The 24,277-nt window shown below is 70.9% G+C and carries 29 protein-coding genes; 10 read left to right on the forward strand and 19 right to left on the reverse strand.

The features are described 5' to 3' along the window. Positions 1–58 precede the first annotated feature (58 nt). The 3 genes from AC5L35_RS14675 to AC5L35_RS14685 all read left to right on the forward strand — a co-directional run bounded on the left by AC5L35_RS14675 (position 59) and on the right by AC5L35_RS14685 (position 2,083). Positions 59–406, forward strand: a complete 348-nt coding sequence (locus tag AC5L35_RS14675) for a PadR family transcriptional regulator (RefSeq protein ID WP_169396783.1) — start codon at positions 59–61, stop codon at positions 404–406. Next, positions 403–1,068, forward strand: coding sequence for a permease prefix domain 1-containing protein (locus AC5L35_RS14680; protein ID WP_495060171.1), 666 nt, complete (start codon positions 403–405; stop codon positions 1,066–1,068). Before AC5L35_RS14675 ends, AC5L35_RS14680 begins: the two co-directional genes overlap by 4 nt. 91 nt (positions 1,069–1,159) lie before the next feature. Beyond that, a complete protein-coding gene (locus tag AC5L35_RS14685) occupies positions 1,160–2,083 on the forward strand; it encodes an SDR family oxidoreductase (RefSeq protein WP_495060172.1) in 924 nt (307 codons plus the stop codon). A gap of 8 nt (positions 2,084–2,091) precedes the next feature. On the opposite strand, the gene AC5L35_RS14690 is transcribed toward AC5L35_RS14685, so the two are convergent. The 7 genes from AC5L35_RS14690 to AC5L35_RS14720 form a co-directional block, all read right to left on the reverse strand. After that, entirely contained in the window at positions 2,092–2,934 is an 843-nt protein-coding gene (locus AC5L35_RS14690) for an MOSC domain-containing protein (protein WP_495060173.1), read from the reverse strand. A 2-nt stretch (positions 2,935–2,936) separates the two neighbouring features. Then, positions 2,937–3,860 carry an ABC transporter substrate-binding protein gene (locus AC5L35_RS14695; protein ID WP_495060174.1) on the reverse strand — a complete coding sequence of 308 codons (924 nt, stop codon included), beginning with the start codon at positions 3,858–3,860 and terminating at the stop codon, positions 2,937–2,939. 27 nt (positions 3,861–3,887) lie between these two features. Then, complete coding sequence (locus AC5L35_RS14700; RefSeq protein ID WP_495060175.1) at positions 3,888–4,601, reverse strand: ABC transporter permease; 714 nt, start codon at positions 4,599–4,601, stop codon at positions 3,888–3,890. After that, positions 4,598–5,254 (reverse strand): ABC transporter permease, encoded by a 657-nt coding sequence (locus tag AC5L35_RS14705; RefSeq protein ID WP_495060176.1) that lies wholly within the window; start codon positions 5,252–5,254, stop codon positions 4,598–4,600. Before AC5L35_RS14705 ends, AC5L35_RS14700 begins: the two co-directional genes overlap by 4 nt. A gap of 13 nt (positions 5,255–5,267) precedes the next feature. Beyond that, on the reverse strand, positions 5,268–6,365 hold the full coding sequence (locus AC5L35_RS14710) for an ABC transporter ATP-binding protein (protein WP_495060391.1): 1,098 nt from the start codon (positions 6,363–6,365) through the stop codon (positions 5,268–5,270). A gap of 107 nt (positions 6,366–6,472) precedes the next feature. Next, positions 6,473–9,331: a putative bifunctional diguanylate cyclase/phosphodiesterase gene (locus tag AC5L35_RS14715; protein WP_495060177.1), complete on the reverse strand. Its 2,859-nt coding sequence runs from the start codon at positions 9,329–9,331 to the stop codon at positions 6,473–6,475. A gap of 169 nt (positions 9,332–9,500) precedes the next feature. Then, the gene (locus tag AC5L35_RS14720; RefSeq protein WP_495060178.1) at positions 9,501–9,854 is read right to left on the reverse strand and encodes a S26 family signal peptidase; all 354 of its coding nucleotides are present in this window, start codon (positions 9,852–9,854) and stop codon (positions 9,501–9,503) included. 78 nt (positions 9,855–9,932) lie between these two features. Here AC5L35_RS14720 and sodN point away from each other — a divergent pair, with 78 nt between their 5' ends. Then, a complete protein-coding gene (gene sodN / locus AC5L35_RS14725) occupies positions 9,933–10,349 on the forward strand; it encodes a superoxide dismutase, Ni (RefSeq protein ID WP_495060179.1) in 417 nt (138 codons plus the stop codon). Positions 10,350–10,461: 112 nt separating this feature from the next. Here sodN and AC5L35_RS14730 read toward each other — a convergent pair whose 3' ends face one another. The 6 genes from AC5L35_RS14730 to AC5L35_RS14755 form a co-directional block, all read right to left on the reverse strand. Beyond that, a complete protein-coding gene (locus AC5L35_RS14730) occupies positions 10,462–11,583 on the reverse strand; it encodes a catalase family protein (RefSeq protein WP_495060180.1) in 1,122 nt (373 codons plus the stop codon). A 37-nt stretch (positions 11,584–11,620) separates the two neighbouring features. Then, complete coding sequence (locus AC5L35_RS14735; protein WP_495060392.1) at positions 11,621–12,496, reverse strand: bile acid:sodium symporter family protein; 876 nt, start codon at positions 12,494–12,496, stop codon at positions 11,621–11,623. A gap of 46 nt (positions 12,497–12,542) precedes the next feature. Further along, positions 12,543–13,898: a Dyp-type peroxidase gene (locus AC5L35_RS14740; protein ID WP_495060181.1), complete on the reverse strand. Its 1,356-nt coding sequence runs from the start codon at positions 13,896–13,898 to the stop codon at positions 12,543–12,545. A gap of 58 nt (positions 13,899–13,956) precedes the next feature. Further along, the gene (locus AC5L35_RS14745) at positions 13,957–14,544 is read right to left on the reverse strand and encodes a hypothetical protein (protein WP_495060182.1); all 588 of its coding nucleotides are present in this window, start codon (positions 14,542–14,544) and stop codon (positions 13,957–13,959) included. 161 nt (positions 14,545–14,705) lie between these two features. Next, the gene (trpS, locus tag AC5L35_RS14750; protein ID WP_495060183.1) at positions 14,706–15,710 is read right to left on the reverse strand and encodes a tryptophan--tRNA ligase; all 1,005 of its coding nucleotides are present in this window, start codon (positions 15,708–15,710) and stop codon (positions 14,706–14,708) included. Between the two features lie 229 nt (positions 15,711–15,939). Next, complete coding sequence (locus tag AC5L35_RS14755; RefSeq protein ID WP_495060184.1) at positions 15,940–16,089, reverse strand: hypothetical protein; 150 nt, start codon at positions 16,087–16,089, stop codon at positions 15,940–15,942. A 306-nt stretch (positions 16,090–16,395) separates the two neighbouring features. Between AC5L35_RS14755 and AC5L35_RS14760 the strand changes: the two genes are divergently transcribed. The 3 genes from AC5L35_RS14760 to AC5L35_RS14770 all read left to right on the forward strand — a co-directional run bounded on the left by AC5L35_RS14760 (position 16,396) and on the right by AC5L35_RS14770 (position 17,833). Then, entirely contained in the window at positions 16,396–16,545 is a 150-nt protein-coding gene (locus tag AC5L35_RS14760) for a hypothetical protein (protein WP_495060185.1), read from the forward strand. A 90-nt stretch (positions 16,546–16,635) separates the two neighbouring features. Further along, positions 16,636–17,229: an acid phosphatase gene (locus AC5L35_RS14765; RefSeq protein ID WP_495060186.1), complete on the forward strand. Its 594-nt coding sequence runs from the start codon at positions 16,636–16,638 to the stop codon at positions 17,227–17,229. 79 nt (positions 17,230–17,308) lie between these two features. Next, complete coding sequence (locus tag AC5L35_RS14770) at positions 17,309–17,833, forward strand: GNAT family N-acetyltransferase (RefSeq protein ID WP_495060187.1); 525 nt, start codon at positions 17,309–17,311, stop codon at positions 17,831–17,833. Between the two features lie 3 nt (positions 17,834–17,836). On the opposite strand, the gene AC5L35_RS14775 is transcribed toward AC5L35_RS14770, so the two are convergent. Further along, on the reverse strand, positions 17,837–18,262 hold the full coding sequence (locus AC5L35_RS14775) for a hypothetical protein (RefSeq protein ID WP_495060188.1): 426 nt from the start codon (positions 18,260–18,262) through the stop codon (positions 17,837–17,839). Between the two features lie 624 nt (positions 18,263–18,886). Between AC5L35_RS14775 and AC5L35_RS14780 the strand changes: the two genes are divergently transcribed. After that, entirely contained in the window at positions 18,887–19,138 is a 252-nt protein-coding gene (locus AC5L35_RS14780; RefSeq protein ID WP_075950692.1) for a WhiB family transcriptional regulator, read from the forward strand. 161 nt (positions 19,139–19,299) lie between these two features. Here AC5L35_RS14780 and AC5L35_RS14785 read toward each other — a convergent pair whose 3' ends face one another. Further along, entirely contained in the window at positions 19,300–20,793 is a 1,494-nt protein-coding gene (locus AC5L35_RS14785; RefSeq protein ID WP_495060189.1) for a sensor histidine kinase, read from the reverse strand. Between the two features lie 126 nt (positions 20,794–20,919). On the opposite strand from AC5L35_RS14785, the gene AC5L35_RS14790 reads away from it, so the two are divergent. Further along, on the forward strand, positions 20,920–20,994 hold the full coding sequence (locus AC5L35_RS14790; protein WP_379659185.1) for a 50S ribosomal protein bL37: 75 nt from the start codon (positions 20,920–20,922) through the stop codon (positions 20,992–20,994). A gap of 91 nt (positions 20,995–21,085) precedes the next feature. Here AC5L35_RS14790 and rsrA read toward each other — a convergent pair whose 3' ends face one another. After that, positions 21,086–21,427: a mycothiol system anti-sigma-R factor gene (rsrA, locus tag AC5L35_RS14795; RefSeq protein ID WP_495060190.1), complete on the reverse strand. Its 342-nt coding sequence runs from the start codon at positions 21,425–21,427 to the stop codon at positions 21,086–21,088. Continuing rightward, positions 21,424–22,050, reverse strand: coding sequence for a sigma-70 family RNA polymerase sigma factor (locus tag AC5L35_RS14800; protein ID WP_495060393.1), 627 nt, complete (start codon positions 22,048–22,050; stop codon positions 21,424–21,426). Before AC5L35_RS14800 ends, rsrA begins: the two co-directional genes overlap by 4 nt. Before the next feature lie 247 nt (positions 22,051–22,297). Between AC5L35_RS14800 and ybaK the strand changes: the two genes are divergently transcribed. Next, positions 22,298–22,777 (forward strand): Cys-tRNA(Pro) deacylase, encoded by a 480-nt coding sequence (gene ybaK, locus AC5L35_RS14805; protein ID WP_495060191.1) that lies wholly within the window; start codon positions 22,298–22,300, stop codon positions 22,775–22,777. A gap of 5 nt (positions 22,778–22,782) precedes the next feature. Here ybaK and AC5L35_RS14810 read toward each other — a convergent pair whose 3' ends face one another. Further along, the gene (locus AC5L35_RS14810) at positions 22,783–23,397 is read right to left on the reverse strand and encodes an alpha/beta hydrolase family protein (RefSeq protein WP_495060192.1); all 615 of its coding nucleotides are present in this window, start codon (positions 23,395–23,397) and stop codon (positions 22,783–22,785) included. Continuing rightward, on the reverse strand, positions 23,394–24,188 hold the full coding sequence (locus tag AC5L35_RS14815; protein WP_495060193.1) for an SOS response-associated peptidase: 795 nt from the start codon (positions 24,186–24,188) through the stop codon (positions 23,394–23,396). Before AC5L35_RS14815 ends, AC5L35_RS14810 begins: the two co-directional genes overlap by 4 nt. Between the last annotated feature and the right edge of the window lie 89 nt (positions 24,189–24,277).

Consider the following 24,277-nt stretch of genomic DNA (forward strand, 5'->3'; position numbering starts at 1 on the left):
GATGTCCCTGATCCGTGCCCTGATGCGCGGCAGGTGGGAGTAGGTAGAGTTCCTACTCGTGCGACCCGACGCCGTCCGCGGCCACCTCGACGGGCTGATCCTCGCCGTGCTCGAGGACGGACCCCGCCACGGCTACGCGATCATCGAAGCGCTGCAGACGCGCAGCGGTGGGGCCCTCGACCTGCCCACCGGCACCGTCTACCCGGCGCTGCGCAGGCTCGAGCGCGCGGCGCTGCTCTCCGGCACCTGGAGCACCGTCGCCGGTCGCGAGCGGCGCACGTACACACTCACCCGATCCGGGCGCCACGCCCTCGCCGGCCAGCGCGCCGAGTGGAACGAGTTCAGCGCCGTCGTGGATGCGGTGCTGCGGCCCGCCGCCGGACGGCCGGCGGGAGGCCTGTCGTGACCGTCCAGGATCCGGTCGACCAGCACCTCGCCGAGTTGGCGCGGATGCTGCACGGACCGGCCCGCGTCCGGCGGAGCATGCTGCGCGAGGCACGCGACGGACTGCACGACGCCGTCGCCGCCTACCGCACGTGCGGGCTCGCTCCGCAGGAGGCGGCGGTGCGCGCCGTGCGCGAGTTCGGCGCCGTCCGCGAGATCGCCCCGCTCTACCAGCACGAACTCGTGGCGCGGCAGAGCCGGTGGGCGGCACTGCTGCTCCTGGTGGCCTTCCCGGGGATGACGTTCGGCTGGGACCTGCTCTGGCGCAACGGGGTGTCCTGGGACACGAGGCCACCCCCAGCGCTCGTCGTGGCGCTGGCGCGCCTGCAGGACACAGCGAGCTTCCTGGTGGCAGCCGTCGCCGTCGTCCTGCTCGCGGTCACGTTCCTCCGAGCGGCCCCCACCCGGCAGGTCGCGGTGCTGGCGGGTCTCACCGGTGTGACCGGTGCGGTCGTCTGCGGCGGCACCGGCGTGCTGATGAACCTGGTCAACGGACCGGCGACAGCCGCCATGCTCGTCACGAAGCCGTTCGCGCTTCCGGCGTTCACGGTGAGCGCGCTGGTGTGCGCCGTGGTGATCCGGTCGGCGGTGCGCACGCTGCGGGTGGCCCGCGCCCCTGGCTGACGGTGCCCGAGCAGTGGGATGACCGTCCTTACCGAGCTGACCGCCGTTATCTCGACAGGAGATGGCAGGGAAACCTGTCACCGTTGAGCCCATGACGGCAGAGAACAGGCCACTCACCGACCGCGTGGCCCTGGTTGCGGGCGCCACCCGAGGAGCGGGCCGGGGCATCGCGGTGGAGCTCGGCGCGGCCGGGGCCACCGTGTACGTGACCGGGCGGTCCACCCGGGGCAAGCGCAGCGAGTACGACCGGCCCGAGACCATCGAGGAGACTGCCGAGCTGGTCAGCGCGGCGGGTGGCACCGGGATCGCGGTGCCCACCGACCACCTCGTGTCCGATCAGGTCGAGGCGCTCGTGGCCCGCATCGACGCCGAACAGGGCCGCCTCGACGTGCTGGTGAACGACATCTTCGGCGGCGACTTCCTGGCGGAATGGGACAAGCCGGTGTGGGAGCACTCCCTCGACGACGGGCTGCGGCTGCTCCGGCTCGCCGTCGACACCCACCTCGTCACCGCGCACCACGCGTTCCCGCTGCTGATCCGCAACCCCGGGGGGCTGGTCGTCGAGGTCACCGACGGCACCGCCTCGTACAACGCCGAGAACTACCGCATCAACGTGTTCTACGACCTCGCGAAGATCACGCCGATCCGGCTGGCCCGAAGCTGGGCCCACGAGGTCGGCGGCCACGGCGCCACCGCGGTGGCCGTGACGCCGGGCTGGCTGCGATCGGAGCTCATGCTGGACGTCTACGGCGTCACCGAGGCCAGCTGGCGCGACGCCTGCGCGAAGCAACCGCACTTCGCCATCTCCGAGACACCCCACTTCGTCGGCCGCGCGGTGGCGGCGCTGGCGGCCGACCCGCATCGGGACCGCTGGCAGGGCGCTTCGCTCTCGTCGGGCGGCCTGGCGCTCGAGTACGGGTTCACCGATCTCGACGGCTCCGCGCCCGACGCCTGGCGCTACGTGGTGGAGGTGCAGGACGCGGGCAAGCCGGCGGACACCACCGGCTACCGCTGACCGGCGCACTAGCCCAGGACGACCTGGTCACCCTCGCGCACCACGCCACCGTGGAGCACCTCGGCGTAGACGCCTGCGCACGGCAGCACGCCGAAGCCGGGCACGTCCACCCGGTTCTCCGTGAGCAGCGTGCGCACGGCGTGCAGGGCACGTGGCAGCGACCCGTGTTCGAGGGTCGGCACCGAGCAGCGCGGGGTGGGCAGCGTGCCGCACAGCCGGACCTCGCCGATCGTGATGTCCCGGCCGACCCAGTCGTTCTCGGAGAAGGGGGACCCCTGTGTGCTGTCGACGACGATGTTGGGCCGGTAGCGCACCGCCTCGGTGCCGATGCGGTCGAGCGTGGCGGTGGTGATGATGTGCACCGGGGCGTAGTCGACGAACGACGAGCCGCTGGTGCCCTGCGCGATCTCCAACGTTGCGTACGGCACGTCGGCCTCGACCCCGTCCGCCATCACGTCCACCGGGTCCGGCCGTTCCACCGTGGCACCGGCTGGCCGGGTGCCCGCCAGCACCACGGTGCGCCCCAGGACCGCCGACAACAGCTCGTCGATGCCCTCGTCGGCTGCGCCGACCGTGCGGCCGTCGGGAAGGGTGATGCGCACCCCGGCGCCCTCGCGGGTGGCCGTAAACCCGAGCAACGCCCGCCAGAGCCGGGGGTGCTTGGCCGTGGCGACCCGCCCCGTGGCCGTGTCGAGCAGGGCGAGCAGGCGATCGCCCTCGACCCCGCCCTCCGTGAGAACGGCCTCGGTGAGCGGCTCGCCGAGCATCGACTTGACCGGGTACCGGCGCAGCGCCCCGACCGCCCCGACAACACCCGGGACCGCACCCGGAACTGCACCAGTGCCCGACATGGTCACCCCAGGCCGTTCTGGGTGAGCCAGTTCTTCGCCACCGTCTCCGCCGACGGCTTCGTGTCGCTCGCAGCCTCCGCGTTGAGAGCGGTGAGGTTCTCGGTGGTGAGCTTGGCCGAGACGCCGTTGAGCACCTGCGTGACCGTGTCGTTGACCTTCGCCTTGTTGATCAGCGGCACGACGTTCTGCGCGGCGAAGTTGTCCTTCGGGTCGGTGAGCACCACGAAGTCGTTGGCCGGGATCGACGCGTCGGTGGTGAAGATGTCGGCGGCCTGCACGTCGCCGTTCTTCAGCGCCGAGACGGTGAGCGGGCCACCCGCGTCGAGGGACCGGTACTCCTTGAAGTTGCACCCGTAGGTCTCGGCGATGCCGGGGATGCCGTCGGGGCGGGTCTGGAACTCCGGGGGCCCGCCGAACGTCAGCTGCCCGCAGTTGGGAGCGAGATCGGCGAGGCTCGTGGCGTTCAGCCGGGTGGCGGTCTCCCTCGTGACGACCACGGCGTCCTTGTCCTCGGCCGCCGACCTGTCGAGCACCGTGAGGCTGCCCGGCAGCGCCGACTTCAGGGCCGTGTACACGGCGTCCGGGGCGGTCTCCGTGGCCTGCTTGTTGAGGAACTGCAGGAGCACGCCCGTGTACTCCGGGATCAGGTCGATGGAACCGTCCTGCAGACCCGGGAAGTACGTCTCACGGCTGCCGATGTTGAGCTTCTTCTCCACGTTGATGCCCTTGGCCTGGAGCGCCTGGGCGTAGATCTCGGCGAGGATCTGGTTCTCGGTGAAGTTGGCCGACCCCACGATGATCGTGTCGGAGGGCGCAGCGGAGTTACCTCCCGAGTTGAGCGGGTCGGAGCCGCCGCCGCACGCCGCGAGGGCGAGGACGGAGATGGCCGCCAGTGCGGCCAAGCGGGCGATCTGGGTACGTCTCATCAGGTGGTCCTTCGGCTGGGAACGGGTTCAGGCCGCCTGCGAGGCGGGTCGGGGGTCGGGCACGGCCCGCAGCCTGCGGCCCCGCGCGGGAGCCGTCTGGAGGCCTGGCGAGACGAGCAGCTTCTGGAGCGCGGCGAGCAGCAGGTCGCACGCGATGGCGAGCGCGGCGACGAGTATCGAACCGCCGATCATCTGCGGGAAGTCGCGCACGGCGAGGCCGTCGACGATGAACCGCCCGAGCCCGCCGAGCGCGACGTAGGCGGCGATCGTGGCGGTGGAGATCACCTGCAGCACCGAACTGCGGATGCCGCCGACGACGAGAGGCAACGCGTTGGGCAGCTCCACCCGGAACAGCACGTCGCGCCCACGCATACCCATGCCGCGCGCCGCGTCGACCACCGCGCTGTCGACGTTGCGCACCCCGGCGTAGGTGCCCGCGAGAATGGGTGGGACGGCGAGGATGACCAGCGCGATCAGTGGCCCGATCAGGCCGATCCCGATCGCTCCGACCAGCAGCACGAGCAGGCCGAGCGTGGGTAGCGCGCGCAGGCCGTTGGCCAGCCCAACCACCAGGAACCCACCACGGCCGGTGTGCCCGATCCAGGCGCCGAGCGGTACCGCCAGGACCAGCGCGATGACCATCGTGAGGGCCGTGTAGCCGATGTGCTCCATCAGGCGTTGGAACACGCCGCCCTGTTGGGTCCAGTTGGTGGGGTCGAAGAGCCACCCGAAGTAGTTCATGCCGCGCTCCTCGCCGTGGTGACGGGCCTGCTCCACGGGGTGAGCAGGCGCCCGATGCCCACCAGCGCGGCGTCGACGACCAGCGCCATCACGAGTACCAGCACGATCCCGGCGATGATCTCCTGTGGGATGCTCCGCTGGAAGCCGTCGGTGAACATCTTGCCGAGCCCGCCGAACCCGATCACCGACCCGACCGTGACCAGGCTGATCGAGGACACCGCGGCCACCCTGATGCCGGCCACCACGACCGGCACCGCAAGGGGCAGCTCAACCGCGAGGAAGCGGCGCACGGGCCGGTATCCCATGGCCGTGGCCGCGTTGACCACCACGGCAGGCACCGCCGAGAGCGCGTCGGCGACCGTGCGGACCAGCAGGGCGACCGTGTAGACCGTGAGCGCCACGATCACGTTGATCGGGTCGAGGATCTGCGTGCCGAGCAGCGGCGGGAGGATCACGAACAGCGCGAGCGACGGCACGGTGTAGAGCAGACCCGCCACGTTGATCGTGAACGTGCGCCCGAGACCCGTGCGGTTGGCCAGCCAGCCCAGCGGGAGCGAGAGAACGACCCCGAGCACGACGGGGACGAGCGCGAACACCAGGTGCTCCACGGTCAGATCCCGGATCAGCTCGAGGTTGCCCAGTACCCACGTCATCGGCGCATGCCTCTCATGCTGCCGCGGGATCGGGCCGGGCGTCCTCGAGTGCGCGCAACACGTCGTCGGCGCTCACCGAACCGGCGACGCTCCCCGTGCCGTCGACGGCCACCCCCTGGCCGGACGGCGACGAGAGCGCGGCGTCGAGCGCGCTGCGCAGCGACCCCGACTCCACCTCGTACAGCGAGCCCCCGGGAATGAGGTGGTCGTGCTCGACGGTGGGTGCGCCGTTGCGGCCGGACCCGTGGATCCAGCCCAGCGGCTGCTGCGCGCCGTCGACGACCAGGACCCACCCGGCGCCGTCGGGAAGCGATTCGCCGAGCGTGACCGTGGAGAGCTCGCCCAGCGGCAGCGCGGCCGAGGACAGGAAGCCCAGGCCGCGGTAGCCGCGGTCGCGCCCGACGAAACCGTCGACGAAGTCGTCGGCCGGGCGCGCGAGCAGCCTGCCGGGCTCGTCGTACTGGGCGAGCACCCCACCGGTGCGGAGCACCGCGACCTTGTCGCCGAGCTTGACCGCCTCGTCGATGTCGTGGGTGACGAACAGGATCGTCTTGCCCAGATCGGCCTGCAGTCGCAGCAGTTCGTCCTGCAGGTTCTCCCGCACCACCGGGTCGACCGCGCTGAACGGCTCGTCCATCAGCAGGATCGGCGGGTCGGCCGCGAGTGCCCTGGCCACCCCGACACGCTGCTGCTGTCCGCCCGACAGCTGCCCGGGATAGCGCCGGGCCATCTCCGGAGAGAGGCCGACGACCTCCATCAGTTCGGTGGCGCGCTGCCGGGCCTTCACCTTGGGCCATCCCAGCAGCAGCGGGACCGTGGCGATGTTGTCGAGGATCGTGCGGTGGGGGAAGAGCCCCGCCTGCTGGATGACGTAACCGATGCCGCGGCGCAGTTCGGCGGCATCGACCGCCGTGATGTCGCGCCCGTCGATCGTGATCGTGCCCTCAGTGATCTCGATCATTCGGTTGACCATCCGCAACGACGTGGTCTTGCCACATCCCGACGGACCGACGAAGACCGTGATCTTCCCCGCGTCCAGTGTGAGGTCGAGCTGGTCGACTGCGACTGTGCCGTCGGGGAAGCGCTTGGTCACGCCCCGGAACTCGATCATCCGGGAGACCTCCGTGTTCACCGACGACCTCTTGCCGGTCGCCGCGTCACACGAGGCTATCCCGGTCCACCGACAGCCGCGACAGATCGTGCCCCGACCGAGATCGACTACGGGGTGGGAGGGGCCGATGCCGGAGTGGGGATCCTGCCCCGCAGCAGCACGTCACGGAGCCGCACCGCAGGCAGTGGCCGGGAGAAGAGCCACCCCTGGTAGGCGTCGACGCCGATGCCGCGCAGCACGTGGAACTGGTCGGCGGTCTCGACACCCTCGGCCACGGTGGTGCGGCCCATCGCCCTCGCCATGTCGACGACCGCGCGGGCCACCGCGAAGTCGGCGGGACAGTCGGCGATGCCGGTGACGAACGACCGGTCGACCTTGACGGTCTGCGCGGGGAGCTCTTTCAGCCGGGCGAGAGAGGAGTACCCCGTGCCGAAGTCGTCGACGGCGAACCGCAGCCCTCGCTCCACCAGCTCGGCCATCGCGGCCAGCGCGTGCGGCGGCAGCGCGACGAGGCTGGTCTCCACCAGTTCCAGGACGAGCCGGTTCCACGCCAGCCCGGTCTCGGCGACGATACCGCTCACCACGGTGAGGAAGTCGACCTCACTGGGCAGCAGGCCCGCCAGGTTGATCGCGATGGCCGGCTTGCGGCCGCGGTGCTCCGGCCAGCCTGCCGCTTCGCGCGCGGCCGTCCGCAGCACCCACAGGTCCAGCTCGCGCAGCAGGCCGCTGCGCTGCGCGACCGGCAGGAAGTCGGCGGGCGAGATGAGCCCCCGGTCCGGGTGCGGCCAGCGGACCAGGGCCTCCGCGGAGAGCACCGTGCCGTCCGGGCCGACCACCGGCTGGTACTCCAGCACGAGCGAGTCGCCTGCGATGGCCTCCCGCAGCTCGGCCTCGAGATCCAGGGCCTGGGTCGCGGAGCTCACGATGCCGTCGGTGGCCATCCCGATCGCGCCCCTGCTCTGGTGTCGCTTCGCGTCGTGCATCGCGGCCTCCGCGAACCGGAGCAGGTCGGCGGCGCGCGCCTCGCTCGTCCCGACGGACGTGGCGAGCCCGACCGACGCGGTGAGCTGCACCGGCCTGCCGTGCACCGTGATCGTGGTGGTGAGCAGGTCGGCGACCACCTTGGCGAGCAGCTCCGGACCTCCCACCTCGGTGAAGTCGGAGCAGATCACCACGAACTCGTCACCCGACAGCCTGCCGGCGGTGCAGCTCACCGGGAGCTCCCGCTGCAACCGGCCCGCCAGGGTGAGCAGCAGGTCGTCGCCCGCCTCGTGGCCGAGTGACGAGTTGACCCTGGCGAAGTCGTCGAGGTCGCCGCAGACCACCGCCACCCGGTACCGGGACGCTCCCGTGAGGAGCCGGTCCACGAGTTCGAGACAGGCGGCCCTGTTGGGCAGCCGGGTCAGCTCGTCCACCGTGCCCGCGCTCCGCAGCACCTCGGCGGCGCGCCGCCGATCGGAGATGTCGGTGCACGCGACCAGCCAGAACCAGCCGCCGTCATCGGCGGAGGTGACCGACACCGCCATCTCGCACCACACGGTGGTGCCGTCGCCGCGCCGCAGTGGCGCGGCACCGACCCGGTAGGCGTGGCGGGCACCGGCCGGTACCGGTCGCAGCCAGCCGGGGAGCACCGGGCCGGCATCCGCCCCGGGCACCTCGACCGGCCAGGTCTCCGGGCTCAACAGCTCGTCGACCGACAGCGTTGCCGCCTGGATCCCGCGCAGGCGCTCCAGCGAGGTGTCGAGCAGCCGGCACAGGCCCGGGTTGGCGTCGACCACCCGGCCCGAGGGGTCCACCAGCGCGACACCGGCCGGGACGATGGACATCAGGTCGGCGAAGCGCTGACCCGACAGCTCCACCCGCCTGCGTGCCAGCCGTTCCGCGCTCACGTCGTGGACGACCCCGACCAGCCGCACCGGCGTGCCGTCGTCGGAGCACTCCACCTCGGCCCGGCAGCTGAGCATCCGGTTGCCGGGCAACGTCAGGTCGAGGTGATGGTCGCCGGTGCGCGCCCCGGAACGCAGGCTCTGACACAGCAGTGCCACCTGCTGGCCCTCGACCGGTGCCGACCCGGCACCGTCGGGGTCCACACCGAGGGAGCGGTAGAGCTCCTGCAGCGTCTCGCTGCGGTGCAGGGTGGACGTGGCCAGGTCGAACGTCCAGGTGCCCACCCGCGCCAACCTCTCCAGCTCCGCGGTCCAGCCCGGGTCGACCACTCGGCTCTGGAGAGCCGAGCAGTCGTCCAGCTCGACCAGCACGACGGCCGAGAGACCGGCGCCCGGCAGCTCCCAGCGGACCACCCGCACCCGCACCCGGCTGCCGTCCACGCGGACCAGCCGGGCGTCGGCGTCCGGGCCGACGACGAGCTGCGACAACGTCAGCCCGAACAGCCCACCGCCGGGCTCGTGCGCCCCCCGGATGGCGTCGGCGGGATGGACGGCCGGACCGTCCGTGTCCCGGCCCGACAGCCGCAGCAGCGCCGAGTTGACGCGCAGGATGCGCTCGGCGCCGTCGCAGACGAGCGCGGGCGCCGCGGGCAACGGCACGATCTCCGGCCCCGCGGTGGCGTGCGGGAGAAGGCTGCTGCCGAACACGGCGTCCCGCAGAGCCGGGAGGACATGCGACGAGCTCCGGCGGGCGCCGGGCTCGTCGAGCTCCGCCAGCCGGACGGCGCGCGGGTCGGTGGTGGGCGCCGTGGCCCGCTCCCCCTGGCCCGCGTCCCCGCTCCGCTCCCCCTCGGCCCGCTGCGGTGCGGCGGCCGTGGCACGCGCCGCGCGGGCGAGGAACATCGCCGCCCGCGGGTGCATCTCACGGCCGAAGACCGCGTGGCGAGAGCGGAGCAGATCCGCCCGTGCCGCGGCTTCAGTGATCAGCCGGTCGGCCTCGTTCGGCCCAGCAGCCTGCCCACCGGCCGAACCCTCACCTGATTGGCGTCCGAGCTCATCCACGTGGCCCCCAGCGGTCATGGCGTCTATCTCACCGGGTCAACGACGCCGAATCGCGCTCGATCTGGACGACCGCCCAAACGGCCTACCTAACGTTGAGGACGAGAACCCGCTGGTCAGCACCCTGTGTCACCGGTGCATCCATGTGGGGGTGGCTCGGTAAGGATGGGTTACCCGGCTGCCGCTGCTGTCACTGCTCGTCATCTTTGTCCGGAACGGACCGTGCGGCCCAGTGGCGCGAGTGGCGCAGCCGTCCGGGCCGCGGCCACAGCCGCCAGGCCACCACGGCGAGCACCTCGGCCTCGCCCAGTGCTCGCGAGTCGGTGGAGCCGTAGGGGTTGTCGCCGAGCACCCACCACCCGGTGCCGGACCGGCGCACCGCCCGCTTCACCGACAGCTGGTCCGGACGTGCGGCCCACCGCACCAGCACCACGTCCCCCGGACGGGCGGTGGCGCCGAACCGGGCGAGCACCACATCGGCGTCACGCAAGGTCGGCGACATCGACGGACCCCGTACGGCGACCCTCCGCCAGCGCACGCGCACCCCCTCGCCGCTCTGCTGCGACAGAACTCCCAGAGTAGTGTCGGACGAGCCAGAACGATCACCAACCAGGGAGGACCCATGCGGCTGCTGTCCCGCATTCTCCGCCCGCGGCTGGAGGCCACCGCGCACTGCGACCTCCCCTGCGGCGTGTATGACCCGGCTCAGGCCCGCATCGAGGCCGAGTCGGTCAAGGCCATCCAGGAGAAGTACCAGAGCAACGAGGACCCCGAGTTCCGCAGCCGGGCCATCCTGATCAAGGAGCAGCGCGCGGATCTCGTCAAGCACCACCTGTGGGTGCTCTGGACCGACTACTTCAAGCCGCCGCACTTCGAGAAGTACCCGGAGCTGCACGAGCTGTTCAACAAGGCCACCAAGAAGGCCGGCGGCGGGGCCGACGGCGCCAAGTCCTCCTTGGACCCGGCGACCGGCCAGGAACTGCTCGACCTCATCGCCCAGATCGACAAGATCTTCTGGGAGACCAAGTCGGCTGCCTGATCCAGGCGCTGAAGCGGCGCTGACCGGCGGAAGTACTCTTCCGCAGGTCAGCGCCGTTCTTCGTTGTCGGGCCGCCTGCCGGCGGCCGGCAGAGCGCCCGGGCGCTGCTGGTTCACGGCAGCAACTCGTCGGCGCTGCGGGGTTCTGTGCGCTGCTGTTCGTTGAGCTTGTGACGAAGGATCGACGAGTGGCGGTAGACGTTCTTGCGTGCGCGCATGATGTTGCCGAGAGGCGCGTGTTCGGCCGTCACCCGCCACGGCGTGAAGGACAGCCCATCCATCTTCTCGAGGTTGCCGTCGCCGGAGATGTCCTGCTGTGGGATCCGCAGCTTGGCCACCGTGACGAACGGCGAGAGCCGCTCGGGCCACTCCACGGTGACGTCCTCGACCGGCATCCGCTCCAGATCGGTGCTCAGCTGGACCTGGATGTCGAAGGCGTAGGGGCGTTCGGACAGTTCGGCCACCAGGGCCGGCCGGAAGACCTCCGCTGCCGACGCCGGGTCGACAGCGCGCCGGACCACCGCGTCGGCGAAGGCGGGGTCGGGGGCGATACGGACCTTGGCGATGTAGTCGCCGTGGCGGACCGCGCCCATGGACCAGTAGGTCGACAGCAGTACGTTCACCGGGGATATCTGCGACAGCCGCAGGAACGCCAGGAACTCGTCCCATGCCCAGTCGTCCGGGTCGAGCGTCCCCTTTCCGGTCACGAAGTCGCGGAAGAACTGATGGGCTCCCGGCCGGCCTCGGGCGAAGTAGCTCGGCGCGTCGAGGAAGAGGTCCTGGATGAACAGGTAGTGGTCGACCGTGTTGCAGAAGAAGATCGGCCCGTTGATGTTGGTGTAGTCGAAGGTGCGCGTGTCGGGCTCGTCCGCCAGCAGAGTCGGGCCGTCGATGTCGAAGATCTTCAGCGCCAGTCCGGTCGCGCTGCCGAGCCGCGCGTCCGCTCCGGCGTGGGGTGATCCGTTGGAGAATCGGATGAGCGCACCATGTCGTCCCGGTGTGGCATAGATGCCCTGCGCGTACTCGGCGGGCAACCCGCCCAGGATCTCGACCTCCCCTCGGACGAGGCCATACCCCTTGGCATGGGCATCGCGGACGGCCCGGCCGGTGCCGCCGGCCGTGAGGGACTCGGCGATGTAGCGCTCCGTCTTCTCGATGACCGTCTGCAGATCCTCGTTGAACCGGGGTTCAACGGTCTCGACGTCCGGCGTGTAGGGAACGAACTGTGATGCCATGACCTCGACCGGTCCTTTCTGCGGCTTCCGCGGGCAGTCACGCCTGCCCCGACGCCGCGGGCTGATCCGTGCCCGGGACGACCTTGGCGCGCTTACCGAACTCTCCTGCCGTCGGGAACAGGACGACCATTCCCACCAGTCCCGCTGCGGCCACGTAGACCAGTACGTTCGGCTGGCCGGCGAAGTTGCTCGTCGCGATGATGAAAGCGGCCGACAGATTCCGCTGGCCCGTTCCCAGTGCCAGTACCTGCTTCGTGCTCGTGCGCGGGCCACCGAGTACGTATCCCGCCAGGACCGCGATCACGATCAACAGCAGCGTGGCGATGATGGCGCCGGTGCCGAACAGGTCGAGCACGTTCCTGAAATTCAGTGCCAGCATCAGCACGAGAAGCAGCACCAGGCTGATCGTCGAGATCTGCGCCATGGGCGGCTGCATGGCCTGGGCGATGCCTTCGTATCGAGCCTTGATGAGCAGTCCGATGACCAGCGGCACGAGCATGGTCACAATCAGGGACAGCGCGATTTCCAGGGCACTGACCTCGATTCCCGGCAGCAGCAGCGGCAGCACGAGCGGCAGGTAGACGATCGTCACCAGCATCAGAATCGTCATCAGTCCTACGGCGAACGCGATGTCCGCCTTGGCGATCTGGGCGAGTTTGGGCAGAAATGGTGCGCCGGCTGCGGTGCCGATCAGCAACAACCCGATCTGCACGTCCTGGTCGAGCGGGATGATCCGGGACAGGCCGAACGCGACTGCGGGTACGACGACGAAGTTCACGGCGAGCGCCAGGGCCACCAACCGCGTATTCCGAAGCGGCTGGATGATCTGGGAGACGGTGAGACTCAGGCCCATGCCCAGCATGCTCGTCACGACGAAGGCGAGGGTGAACAGGTTCTGCAGTGTCTGCAACACGCTCAAGGCGATCTCCCGTCAGAGTGCCACCTGATGGCCATGGCCGTCAGGTCTCCAACTCGGCGAGCCAGCGCAGGGCACGCAACCCCGGGAGGAAGCAATACTCGCCGCCCCGCGTGACCACGAAGCTCGGCATGTTCTGCAGGCGCCGCCGGACCGGCCGCTGCGGGATGGTGACGCTGCCCGTTCCGTCGCGATGCCCGGCCACCGGGTCCGTCTCGCCCGAGTACCCGATGAAGTTTCCCTCGTTGACCCACTCGGACTTGATGAACTCGAACTGCCGGTCCAGGTGGGCACCGATGAAGACTCCGACGAGACCCCGATCGGCGCCGTCGTCCTCGAGCACACCCTCCGGCAGCGGCGGGCCGTAGGTGGTACCGCGACGGATGATGCGGTGCAGCCGTGCCTCCCCGATGATGTCGGAATCGCGCGGGTTGACCCGTCGGATATGCGCACCGGCGGGACATCTGAAACCGCGATCGTCGTTCTCCCGGTAGAGGAAATCATTGTTGCGGCGCGGGTCGGCGCCCAGTTCCGCGTCGTCGCGGTCGGGAGAGAGGGTCAATGGCGCCCCGCTCGGCCAGCGCCCGACCATTTTCGCCGCCAGCAGCGCCTCCTCCTCCGGGGTCGATGTGTTCTTGGTCAAGTACTGACGCCAGGCCGCCACCTTGGTGTGAATCTTGCGGACGGCCAGGTAGGTGCCGTTGCGACCCAGGACATCGGGCTGCGGCATGGGCGGCAGGTTGCCGGTCTCATCGGGATAGCCGAGGATGAACTCGCCGGCCTTGAGCGGGGCCTCGTGGGGATTGGTGCCGAGTATTCCGCTACCCTCGATGCCAGGATGGCTGATCCCGTCGCGAAAGCCGAGCGTGGTGCGCCCGGTAGGAAGCTGGTGGATGTCCTGCTGCCAGACCACCGTGACGCCGGACGTCTCCTGGTAGGCGGTGCGGACCCGCTCCAGCGCCTTTTCCAGACGGGCCGCATCGGGCGAGATCGCACTCACCACGATATGCACATCGGATGTTCCGAAGGGCGGCTCCCAGTGAGCGGGATCGCTCTCGCCGACGTCACCGATCAGGTCCGCCCGGCCCGCCATCCCCTGCCGGAACGGGAGCGGGAAGCTGTCGAGCGAGTCCTGGGGCACCCCGAGAGCGCGTAGACCGTGGTGGGTGACGGCCACGGAGGCCCAGGCATCGTGATCGGGATCGGGATCGGGGCCGGGGAGGCCACCGTCGACCGCCGGAAGCAGCCGCCGCAGCATGCCACGGCCGTCCCGCCGGTCGTCGACGCGGAGCACGAAGAACTTCCCCACGTACGGCGACGGCCGGGGGCGCAGCGCTCCGCTCTGGATGTCGTCGATCTCGAGACTCACGCTCGGTACGTCGGTTGCCTCCGCGCTCATGACTGTCGTGTCTCCCCAGGTATGTCACATCGATCCACTCGGGGTGGGTTCGGCGAGGTCAGCCCGCGGCTTGGTCGAGCAGTTTCTGGAAGGCCGGTGTGGCCAGCAGTTCCTTGTTGGCGGGATTGTCGAGCGCCGCCTGGAATTCCGGGGTGTCGAGCACCGCCTGGAACGCCTCATTGATGGTTTGGTCCTTCCAGATCTGCTTGACGGTGAGGTCGGGATAAGAGCTGACGAAGACGAGCGCGGGCTCCTGCTGGGAGACGAACCACTCCTTCACGTTCGGATCCTTGATGCCGGGAAACCCTTCTGCGTGCGAGAAGACTCTGTCGAACCTCTCCCCCACCACTGTCGTCGCGAAGTCGTCGATGTAGGTGTCCCAGGACCCGTCGAAGACACTGGCGAACATGAATTGTGTATCGTTGTCGAAGATCACGTGCCGCGCGTCGTGCAGCGTGCCGATCTGTCGCAGCGCGGCCCGGTCACCCGTCCCCAGGGCGCTCATGAGTTCGTCGAGTACCTCGCGCAGTGCATCCGCGTGGCCCGGCTTGATCTTGCAGAAGACGGTGAATTCGCCCGCCACCCCATCCGTCCGGCCCGGTCGCTTCGGCTGAACAGATTGGGTTGGTCCTTCCATGGTCGCCATGAAGTCCCTCCTCGACAATTGTCGACACTCGCCGAAGCCACGAGACCGTGCCAGTGCCGACCGGCCGACACTCCACCCGAAAAAGGTGATTCCGGAAGTGAGCGCCAATAAGTCGATGTACGCCCCTACGGCAGGCCACGGACGGTGGCGGTTGGCGTCGCCTACGCGTGCGCGACCGCTCCCGTGAGCGCGCCCGGCCGCTGAGCGCCCGCGCCGATCAGCCGCATCGCCGAGCCCAGGCGGTGCTCCCCCCGTTCCACGGCACGGGCGGCGCCCTCCGCGCGCACCCTGGCCAGCTCACCCGGGTCCGCCAGCAGTTCGACCGTCCGCTCGCGGATGGGGCGCAGCGTCTCGATCACCGCGTCCGCCACGGCCTCCTTGAGCGCGCCGTACGACGTGAACTCGGCTGCCAGGTCAGCCGGACGGCCACCACGGCAGCCGGCCAGGATCTCCAGCAGGTTCGCCACCCCGGGACGCTCCTGCGGCACGTACGCGACGTCGGCCGACCCGTCCGTCACCGCCCGCCGCACCTTGCGCCGGATCAGGTCGGGCTCGTCCAGCACGAACACCACCCCGGCCGAGTCCTGTGCCGACTTCGACATCTTGCGCGTCGGGTCGGCCAGGTCGCGTACCCGCGCGCCGGTCAACGGCAGCACCGCCCGCGGCACCGTGAACACCTCGCCGTAGGTGCTGTTGAACCGCCGGGCCAGGGCCCGCGCCAGCTCGACGTGCTGGTTCTGGTCCTCGCCGACCGGGACCTCGTCCGCGCCCGGCAGCAGGATGTCGGCGGCCATCAGCACCGGATACGTCAGCAGGCTCAGCCGCACTCCCGGCTGCCCGCTGCCCTTCTCCTTGAACTGGATCATCCGCGCGGCCTCGCCGTAGCTGCAGGTGCACTCCAGGATCCACGTCAGCGCACCCAGCTCGCGCGCCAGATCCGACTGCACGAACACCCGCTCGGCCGGAATCCCGGACGCCACCAGCACGGCCAGCATCTCGCTGGTCCGCGCCCGCAGCCTGCCCGGGTTGTGGGTGGTCGTCATCGCGTGCAGGTCGGACACGAAGTACAGGTCGTCCGGGCCGCCGTCGGACACCCAGCGCTGGATCGCGCCCAGGTGGTTGCCGAGCTGGGCGTGGCCGGACGGGGTGATCCCGGAGAGTCGCATCGTGTTTCCTCGGGTCGGCGGCCACCCCGCGACGGCCCCGGGAACGACGAAGGCCGCCTGCGCGGGCGGCCTGGGAGGGTTGCTGAGTGTCAGCGCACGTCGGAGGAGCCGCCTGCCGGCGGCCACCAGAACTTCACGATCGTGCGCACCGTGTCAGCCTAGCAGCGCCGCGACCGGGGCCCCCTCGCCGAACTCGTCGGGCTCGGTCCCGGAGGTCGACGTGGCGTGATCATTCCGAGAGTCGTGCGTTCGCCCTTGCCAGGGCGATCAGGCGGATCTCGCGGCCCGCGGCTGCGGCAGTGCCGCCGCCGCGCGGCCGCCCGTCTTCCTCGACACCCTCCGCGGCATCTGCGAGGAACCCGGCGAGCTCGCCGGCCACGGCCCCATCCCCGCCCAGACCGCCCGCGAACTGGCCGCCGACCCCAACAGCACCTGGCGCCGCCTGGTCACCGACCCCCTCACCGGCGCCCTGCTCGACTACGGCACCACCCGCTACCGACCCCCACCCCACCTCACCGACCACGACACCGCGCGCCACCAGTACTGCCAAGCCCCCGGCTGCCGCGTCCCCGCCGACCGCTGCGACCTCGACCACAACATGCCCTTCGACCCCACCACCGACCAAGGCCCGACATCGGCAGCCAACCTCGGCCCGAAGTGCCGGCCCCACCACCGACTCAAAGCCATGCCGGGCTGGAGCGTCAGCCAGTACCCCGACGGATCGATCCTCTGGACCACACCCAGCGGCCACACCTACCGCGTCGACCCACCACCACTCACCGAACCCCGCACCCAGAAGAAGGCCACAGCCACCGACGAGCCGCCACCCTTCTAGTGGGCGAACAAGTTCGTGGCCGCCGCCTCCCAGCCGGCCGTCGGCCCGTAGACCCCGCGCCGCGACCGATCGCGCACTACTGTCGCTGCCGTGACCTCCAGCCGGGTGTTCCTGCTGCGCCATGGCGAGACGGAGTGGTCGCTGTCGGGGAAGCACACCGGCCGGACCGACGTCCCGCTCACCGAACGCGGGCGCAGCCTCGCCAAGGCGGCAGGCGATCTGCTGCTGCGGCTACGCGGCGCCGAGCCGCCCGCCCTCGTGCTCTCCAGCCCCCGCAGCCGCGCCCGCGACACCGCCGAGCTCGCCGGGCTGCACGTCGACGGCGTCGACGAGCGGCTGTCCGAGTGGAACTACGGCGACTACGAGGGCCTGACCACGGAGGAGATCCGGGAGACCGTCCCCGGCTGGACGGTCTGGACCGCCCCCTGCCCCGGCGGTGAGACGGCCGAAGAGGTCAGGCAGCGGGCCGACGGCGTGCTCACCGACGCCCGGGCCGCACTGGACCGCGGGGACGTGGTGCTCGTCGGGCACGGGCACTTCAGCCGCGTACTCGTCAGCCGCTGGATCGGGCTTCCCGTCACCGAGGGCGTCCGGTTCGCGATGTCGGCGCCGTCCTTCGCCGTGCTGGGCGACGAGCGGGGCGTCCCGCAGTTGGAGCACGTCAACCTCCGGGCGCTGGGCTGAGCCCACCGGCCCGGATCGACGGCGTCCTCGCCACCGCAGCGCCGAGCGGTCCGGCCGTGGTCGATTAGGGTCTTCCCGTGTGCTGACCGATCGCATCCGTGGCGTGCGCCCCGAGGACATCCCCGCCGTCGTGGCGCTGGTGCACGCGCTCGCCGAGTACGAACGCGAACCGCAGTCCTGCACGCTGACCGAGCCGCAGCTGGCCACCGCGCTGTTCGGCCCGGCGCCGGCGCTGTTCGGGCACGTGGCCGAGGTCGCCGGACCGGACGGGACTGCCGAGGTCGTCGGCGTCGCACTCTGGTTCCTCAACTTCTCGACGTGGCGCGGCGTCCACGGCGTCTACCTCGAGGACCTCTACGTGCGCCCCACCCATCGCGGACACGGGCTCGGCCGGGCCCTGCTGGCGACGCTGGCCGGCGTCTGCGCCGAGCGGGGCTACGCCAGGCTGGAGTGGTCGGTGCTGGACTGGAACGAGCCGTCGATCGCCTTCTACCGCGGGATCGGGGCCGTGCCGATGGACGAGTGGACCACGTTCCGCCTCGACGGCGACGCGCTCGACGCCTTGGCCGACGAGGGCACGCGCAGCGCCCTGAGCGGCTCCTAGCGCCTAGCTCCGAACGTCCGGGGCGTCCGGGGCGTCCATGCCCATCGACCACTCCCGCGACCGCTCGCTGATGAGCAGCATGAACGTGGACCCGACGTAGACGAGAGCCACCAGTCCCAGCACGAGCTGCCGCGACGGTCCGATCAGCGAGTAGACCGCCGGGAGCAGGAGCAACTGGGTGACGATCGCGGGCGTCCGCGCCCAGCGGCGCCCGGTGAAGAGCCCGACGCCCACGGCGAGCAGTGCAGCGCCGATGACGACGAAGTAGCCGGCCTCGCCGACCACGCTGCCGGCGGCGACCCCGGGCTCGAACGACCGCACGCCCAGCGCCACCGCGAAGCCGATGGCCAGCAGCCCCTGCAGCCCGACCAGCACCCCGGCCAGCCGGACCTGCCTCGGCGGTCCCGCCGCCGGTCGCTGCGCCCTCACAGGGCCGAGAATAGGCCCGCCGGCGAGCGGGCAGTGCGCCCGTCCCGGGCACGGGCGGGAATTCCCGAGGTCAGGGGCGCGTTGAACAGCCCTGGTTGGAAGGAACGCCAAGCTGCTCTGGGCCGTTCGGATCATCCCCCGAAGTACCAAAGGGTGATTTCGTACCGTGTTCGCGGCGCTACGGGTCATCGTGTGAGACGCGCAGCTCGTCGCAGCTGGGCGGGTCCTTTCACTCACGAGGGTGAGGCTTCGCGTCCACTCACCGATGTTTGTGGACCGTCGAGCCGATAAGGGCTCGCACCTGGGCAAACGTTGCCCCAAGGTGGGTCTCGGACAAGCGAGTGATCGCGAGGATCCTCTCGCATGGTCCTTCGGAGGCGGGGTAACCCGACTCCGGTGGGCGGGACGAGGTCGATCGCTCATGGTGACGAGTCACGATCGCGGTACGCAGTTGGTAACCGATCGTGGCGGAGATCGTTGCTATGAGTGGGTGAGAGTGCTCACCTGGGTGGACCTCGGACCTTGAACACCGAGCGCGCTCGTGAAACGATTCACAAGCGCGGAAACACCGTGACAGACGATCGGCGCGACCCCGATCGCGCTAGTACAAGGAGCCGAGAGACCATGGATTGGCGTCACCGCGCTATCTGCCGCGACGAGGACCCCGAACTGTTCTTCCCCGTGGGGACGAGCGGGCCTGCGTTGCTGCAGATCGCCGAGGCCAAGACCGTCTGCCGGCGCTGCCCCGTGGTCACCGAGTGCCTCACCTGGGCACTTGAGAGCGGCCAGGACGCAGGCGTCTGGGGCGGCATGAGCGAAGACGAGCGGCGGGCCCTGAAGCGCCGCAACGCGCGCACGCGCGCACGCACCGCCTGATACACAGCAACATCAACCTCCCCCGCCGCGGGCCCGAGGCCGGACTGCACCCGGCTTCGGGCCCGCGGTCGTTTCACCGGGCGCACGCTGGAGCAGCTCCGGAGGAGATCGACGGACCGGGCTGCGACCGCGCTTCCGGACTCCTCGACCACAGCTGAAGGCTAACGTCCCCGCAACGAGAGCCTGATGACGGCCTCGGTTCCCCCGCCAGGACGGGGTCGAACCTGCAGCGCGGAGTCGAGTTCTGAGTCAAGCAACGTCCGCACGATCTGCAGTCCCAGCCCTTTCGACGACTCCGGGTCGAACTCGGGAGGGATGCCCCGCCCGTCGTCCGCGACCACCACGTCGAGCGCACCGGCCGACCGTTGGGCGGACACCACCACCTCCCCGGCGTGTCCGGGCTCGAAGGCGTGCGCCAGCGCGTTGTGCACGAGTTCGGTGAGCACGAGCACGAGCGGCGTGGCCAGGGCGGCGGGCAGCGTGCCGAAACTGCCCTCCCGTCGCACCTTGGCGCGGAACTCGGCCGTGGCGCCGTCCCCGATGGCGGGCAGCACCTTGTCGACCAGCTCGTCGAGGTCCACCCGCTCGGCCACGGAGACCGAGAGCGACTCGTGCACCAGCGCGATGGAGTTGACACGCCGAACACTTTCCGCGAGCGCCCGGCGGGCCTCCGGGATCGCCGTGCGGCGGGCCTGCAGGCGCAGCAGCGCGGCCACGGTCTGGAGGTTGTTCTTCACCCGGTGATGGATCTCCCGGATGGTCGCGTCCTTGCTGAGCAGCGCCATGTCGCGGCGCCGCAGGTCGGTGACGTCGCGGACCAGCACCAGTGCGCCCGCAGCGTCACCGCGCGGGCGCAGCGGCAGCGCGCGCACGAGCATGACGGCGCCGCGGGCGCGCACCTCCATCCGCAGTGAGTGCCGCCCGTCGAGCGCCGCCCCGATCCGCGCCGCCACCTCGGCGGCGTCGAACGGGTCGTGCACGAGCTCCCGGGTGGCCTGGGTGAGCGAGAGGCCGACCAGATCGCTGGCGTGTCCCATGCGGTGGTAGGCCGACAGCGCGTTGGGGCTCGCGTAGGCGACCAGGCCGTGCGCGTCGAGCCGGATCAGCCCGTCACCTGCGCGGGGGCTGGTGTCGGCGCCCGCCATGGCGGCACGCGGCGGGAACGTCCCGTCGGCCACCATCTGGCACAGGTCGGATGCGCTGCCCAGGTAGGCGATCTCCAGCGGGCTCGGCACCCGCGGCATCGCGAGGTTCGTGTCGCGGGACAGCACCGCGACCACCGACCGGCCGTGGCGGACGGGGATCGTCTCGCGGCGCACCGGCACCTCCAGGTGCCAGCGCGGGTTCTCCTCCCGGCAGATGCGGCCCTCGACGACGGCCCGGCGCAGCTGCGGGTTGTCCGCGGAGCGGACGCGCGCGGCGACCACGTCCTCGGGGTGCGCGGTCGGCGCCGTGGTGGGGCGGGCCTGAGCCACGCAGAGGAACTCCTGCGGGCCGGCCTGCCGGTCGGGCGGCGTGAGGGGAACCCACAACAGGAAGTCGGCGAACGACATGTCGGCGAGCAGCTGCCACTCGGCCACGACCCGCTGCAGGTGGTCGACGGCATCGCCGGCCAGCTCGGTGTGTTCGGCGAGCAGCTCGCTGAGCGTGGACACTCGACTACCCCTCCCGGCCGGGGCGCCTCGCCCCACGAACTCGGCTCCAGTCAAGCACGTGGGAGAATCGGGGCACCGACGGGACGACGTCCGATCGCGGAGAACCCAGGAGCAGGGGAGGGAACCATGTCCAAGCGCGCACGCAAGCGCCGCGACCGCAAGAAGAGCGCGGCCAGCCACGGCAAGCGGCCCAACACCTGATTCTGCAGCATCTGATCGTGCTGTACGAGAGCGCCGGGGCCGATGGCCCCGGCGCTCCGTCGTTCGACCGTCGGTTGTACGGCGCGCGTGCTCAGCCGCGCTGCTCGATACGGGTGCTCCGCACCTCGACCGTGGTGGTGGTGCCGTCGGGGCCAGACTCCACGGTGACGTCGGCCTGTTCGAGGACCGCCACCCGGATCTGCCGGCGCAGCCGGTTCTTCAGCTCGTCGGGGGCGTGTTCACCGCCGCACTTGCTGGCAAGCAGCTTCTTCAGCTTGTCGTCGATGCCGTACTCGGCGAGACACGGGCCGCACTCGTCCAGGTGCTGGGCCAGCAGGGCCCGGCGCGACTGGTCGCACTCGTGGTCGAGGAACAGCCACACCTCGGCGAGTACTTCCGAGCAGTCGGTGTCGTGATGGTTCCCGCAGCTCATGAGGAGACCTCCTGCTCTCCACGCAGGAACCCGCGGTCGCGGGCGGTGTCGGTGAGCATGTCACGGAGCTGGCGCCGACCCCGGTGCAACCTCGACATCACGGTGCCGATCGGGGTGCCCATGATCTCCGCGATCTCCTTGTAGGCGAAGCCCTCGACGTCGGCGAGGTACACCGCCATCCGGAAATCGTCGGGCAGCTGCTGGAGAGCGACCTTCACGTCGGTGTCGGGAAGCCGGTCGAGCGCTTCCATCTCGGCCGAGGGCAGGCCCTGGGAGGTGTGCTCACCGGCCTGCGCGATCTGCCAGTCGCTGATCTCATCGGTGGCCGACTGCATCGGCTGGCGCTGCCGCTTGCGGTAGCCGTTGATGTAGGTGTTGGTGAGGATCCGGTAGAGCCAGGCCTTGAGGTTGGTGCCGGCGCGGAACGTCCGGAACGCGGAGTAGGCCTTGAGGTACGTCTCCTGGACGAGGTCCTCGGCGTCGGCCGGGTTGCGCGTCATCCGCAGGGCAGCACCGTATAGCTGGTCGATCAGGGGCATGGCGTCGCGCTCGAAGCGGGCAGCCCGCTCCTCGGTCGACTCCTCCAGCTCCTGCTCGACCTCGACCTCGTGGTCTGCGGTGATAGCCGCTTCAGCCGCCTGTTCGGTGCCCGGCACCCTGCTCCTCTCCCGTCGGGTCGCACGAGCTGCGACCTCTGGGCCGGCCATCTTCGACCCGGCCTGTTGACGGGACGAGCTTACGCCGCCGCGCGCCGCCTCGTGGGCCGGACGCAGCCGAATCGCCGGGCGTGGCGCATCCATCACTGCCTGTTTCACCCTCTTGACAACGTCCGTCTCCAGCGGGTGATTCCCCGCTGGATATCGTTCCGGAATGGCCGGGAAGGGAACGCAGGCGACCGCACTGCTCGCCCAGCAGAGGGTGGAGCACCGGCTGCACAGCTACACGCACGGGAGTGGCCAGGCCTACGGCCCGGAGGCCGCCGAGCTGCTGGGGCTGGACCCGTCGAGGGTGTTCAAGACACTGGTCGCCGACGTGGACGGGGCCCTCACCGTCGGCATCGTCCCGGTGCTGGCGATGCTCGACCTCAAAGCGCTGGCCGCCGCCGTCGGGGGCAAGCGGGCGAAAATGGCCGACGTCACCCTCGCCGAGCGGGCCACGGGCTACGTGGCGGGCGGCATCTCCCCGCTGGGACAGCGCAAGCGCCTGCCCGCGGTGGTGGACGCCTCCGCCGAGCACCTGGACACGATGTTCTGCAGCGCAGGCCGGCGCGGGCTCGAGGTGGAGCTCTCACCCGCCGATCTCGTGCGGCTGACCGGAGCCCGGTTCGCCCCGATCGCCGCCGTCCCCTGAGACCGCTACGGGGCCGGGGTGAGGGCGCCGACGTGCCTGGTCAGCCAGTCCGCCACCGCGGCGCGCAGGCCAGGCGTGTCGCTCTTGAGGCTGTGGTCGCCGCGCAGCAGCACCACCTCCCGCCCGGGAGCGGGCTCGGGACGGCCGAACGGGTCGGTCAGGCCCTGCACCACGAGCACCGGGACCGTCGGTGCGGCCAGCTCGGCCAGCCGGTCCTTCTCGGGCTTGCCCGGGGGGTGCACCGGGAACGCCAGGCACAGCACGCCGATGGCCCCGCCTTCCGTGGCGGTCCGGCACGCCACCCGGGCCCCGGAGCTGCGTCCGCCGAACAGCAGCGGCAGCCCCAGCTCGGCCCGGACGTGCTCGACCACCGCGAGCCAGGCCGCGTCGAGCTGGGCGGCGGGAGCGGGAGCGCGGCGCCCGGCCACCCGGTACGGCTGCTCGACCAGCACGACGTGCACTCCGGCCGCGACGGCGGTGCCTGCCGTGGCGAGCAGGTCCGGCGCGCCCACCCCGCCGCCCGCGCCGTGCCCGAGCAGCAGCACGGCCCGCGCCTCGCCGTCGGCGTCGTGGCGGGTGAGCCGGGCCGGCCCGTGCGGCGTCGCGACCTCGGTGGTCACTTCGGGTTCGGTCCGGCCAAGAGGTCCAGCTGCAGCGGCTCGCGGACGTCCTCGGTGCGGAGCGGTTCGAGCAGCTCGGGCCCGTTGTTGCGCACGCTGTTGACCCGCGGCGACACCGGTCGCAGTTCGAGCTCCGCCACCAGGTCGGGCGACGGCGGGGCCAACAGAGCCGCCACCGCGTCGGCGTCGGCACCGGCGTCCGGGTCGAGCCAGGCGTCCCACGCCGACCGCGGGAGCACCAACGGCATCCGGTCGTGCACCTGCGCCAGCGGCCCGACGGCCTCGGTGGTGAGCACTGCCGCCGTGACCAGCCCGTTCGGGTACTCGTTGTCGGGGTCGTCCTTCGGCTTCCAGTACTCCCACAGCCCGGCCATCGCGAGCGAGCTGCCGTCGGCGTAGTGGGTGTAGTACGGCTGCTTGTGCTCCGGGCCCCGCTGCCATTCGAACCAGCCGTCGGCCGGGATCAGGCACCGCCGTGCGTTGACGGCCCGGCGGAACGCCGGCTTCGTGGCCGCCGACTCCGACCGGGCGTTGATCATGCGGGCACCCGCCTTGGGGTCCTTGGCCCAGGACGGCACGAGCCCCCAGCGCACCATCCGGAGCGTGCGCTCCGTGGTGTCCGGGTCGGGCGTGCCGTCCTCGTCACGGGGGTGCCGCTCCACCACCGTGATGATCTGCTTGGTGGGCGCCACGTTGTAGTCCGGCGTCGCCACGCCGTCGGTGGCGTCGACCGCGCGGAACTCGTCGGCGAGGTCGGCAGGAGCCTTGATGGAGGCGTATCGGCCGCACATGACTCCATCGTCCCACCGATCAGCGCGCGAGGTCCGCGAGGCGCTCCAGGAGCCGGACGGCACCGTCGGGGCGGGCGCGGGCGGCGTCG

The organism is Pseudonocardia sp. OZ21 (genome assembly GCF_059359135.1).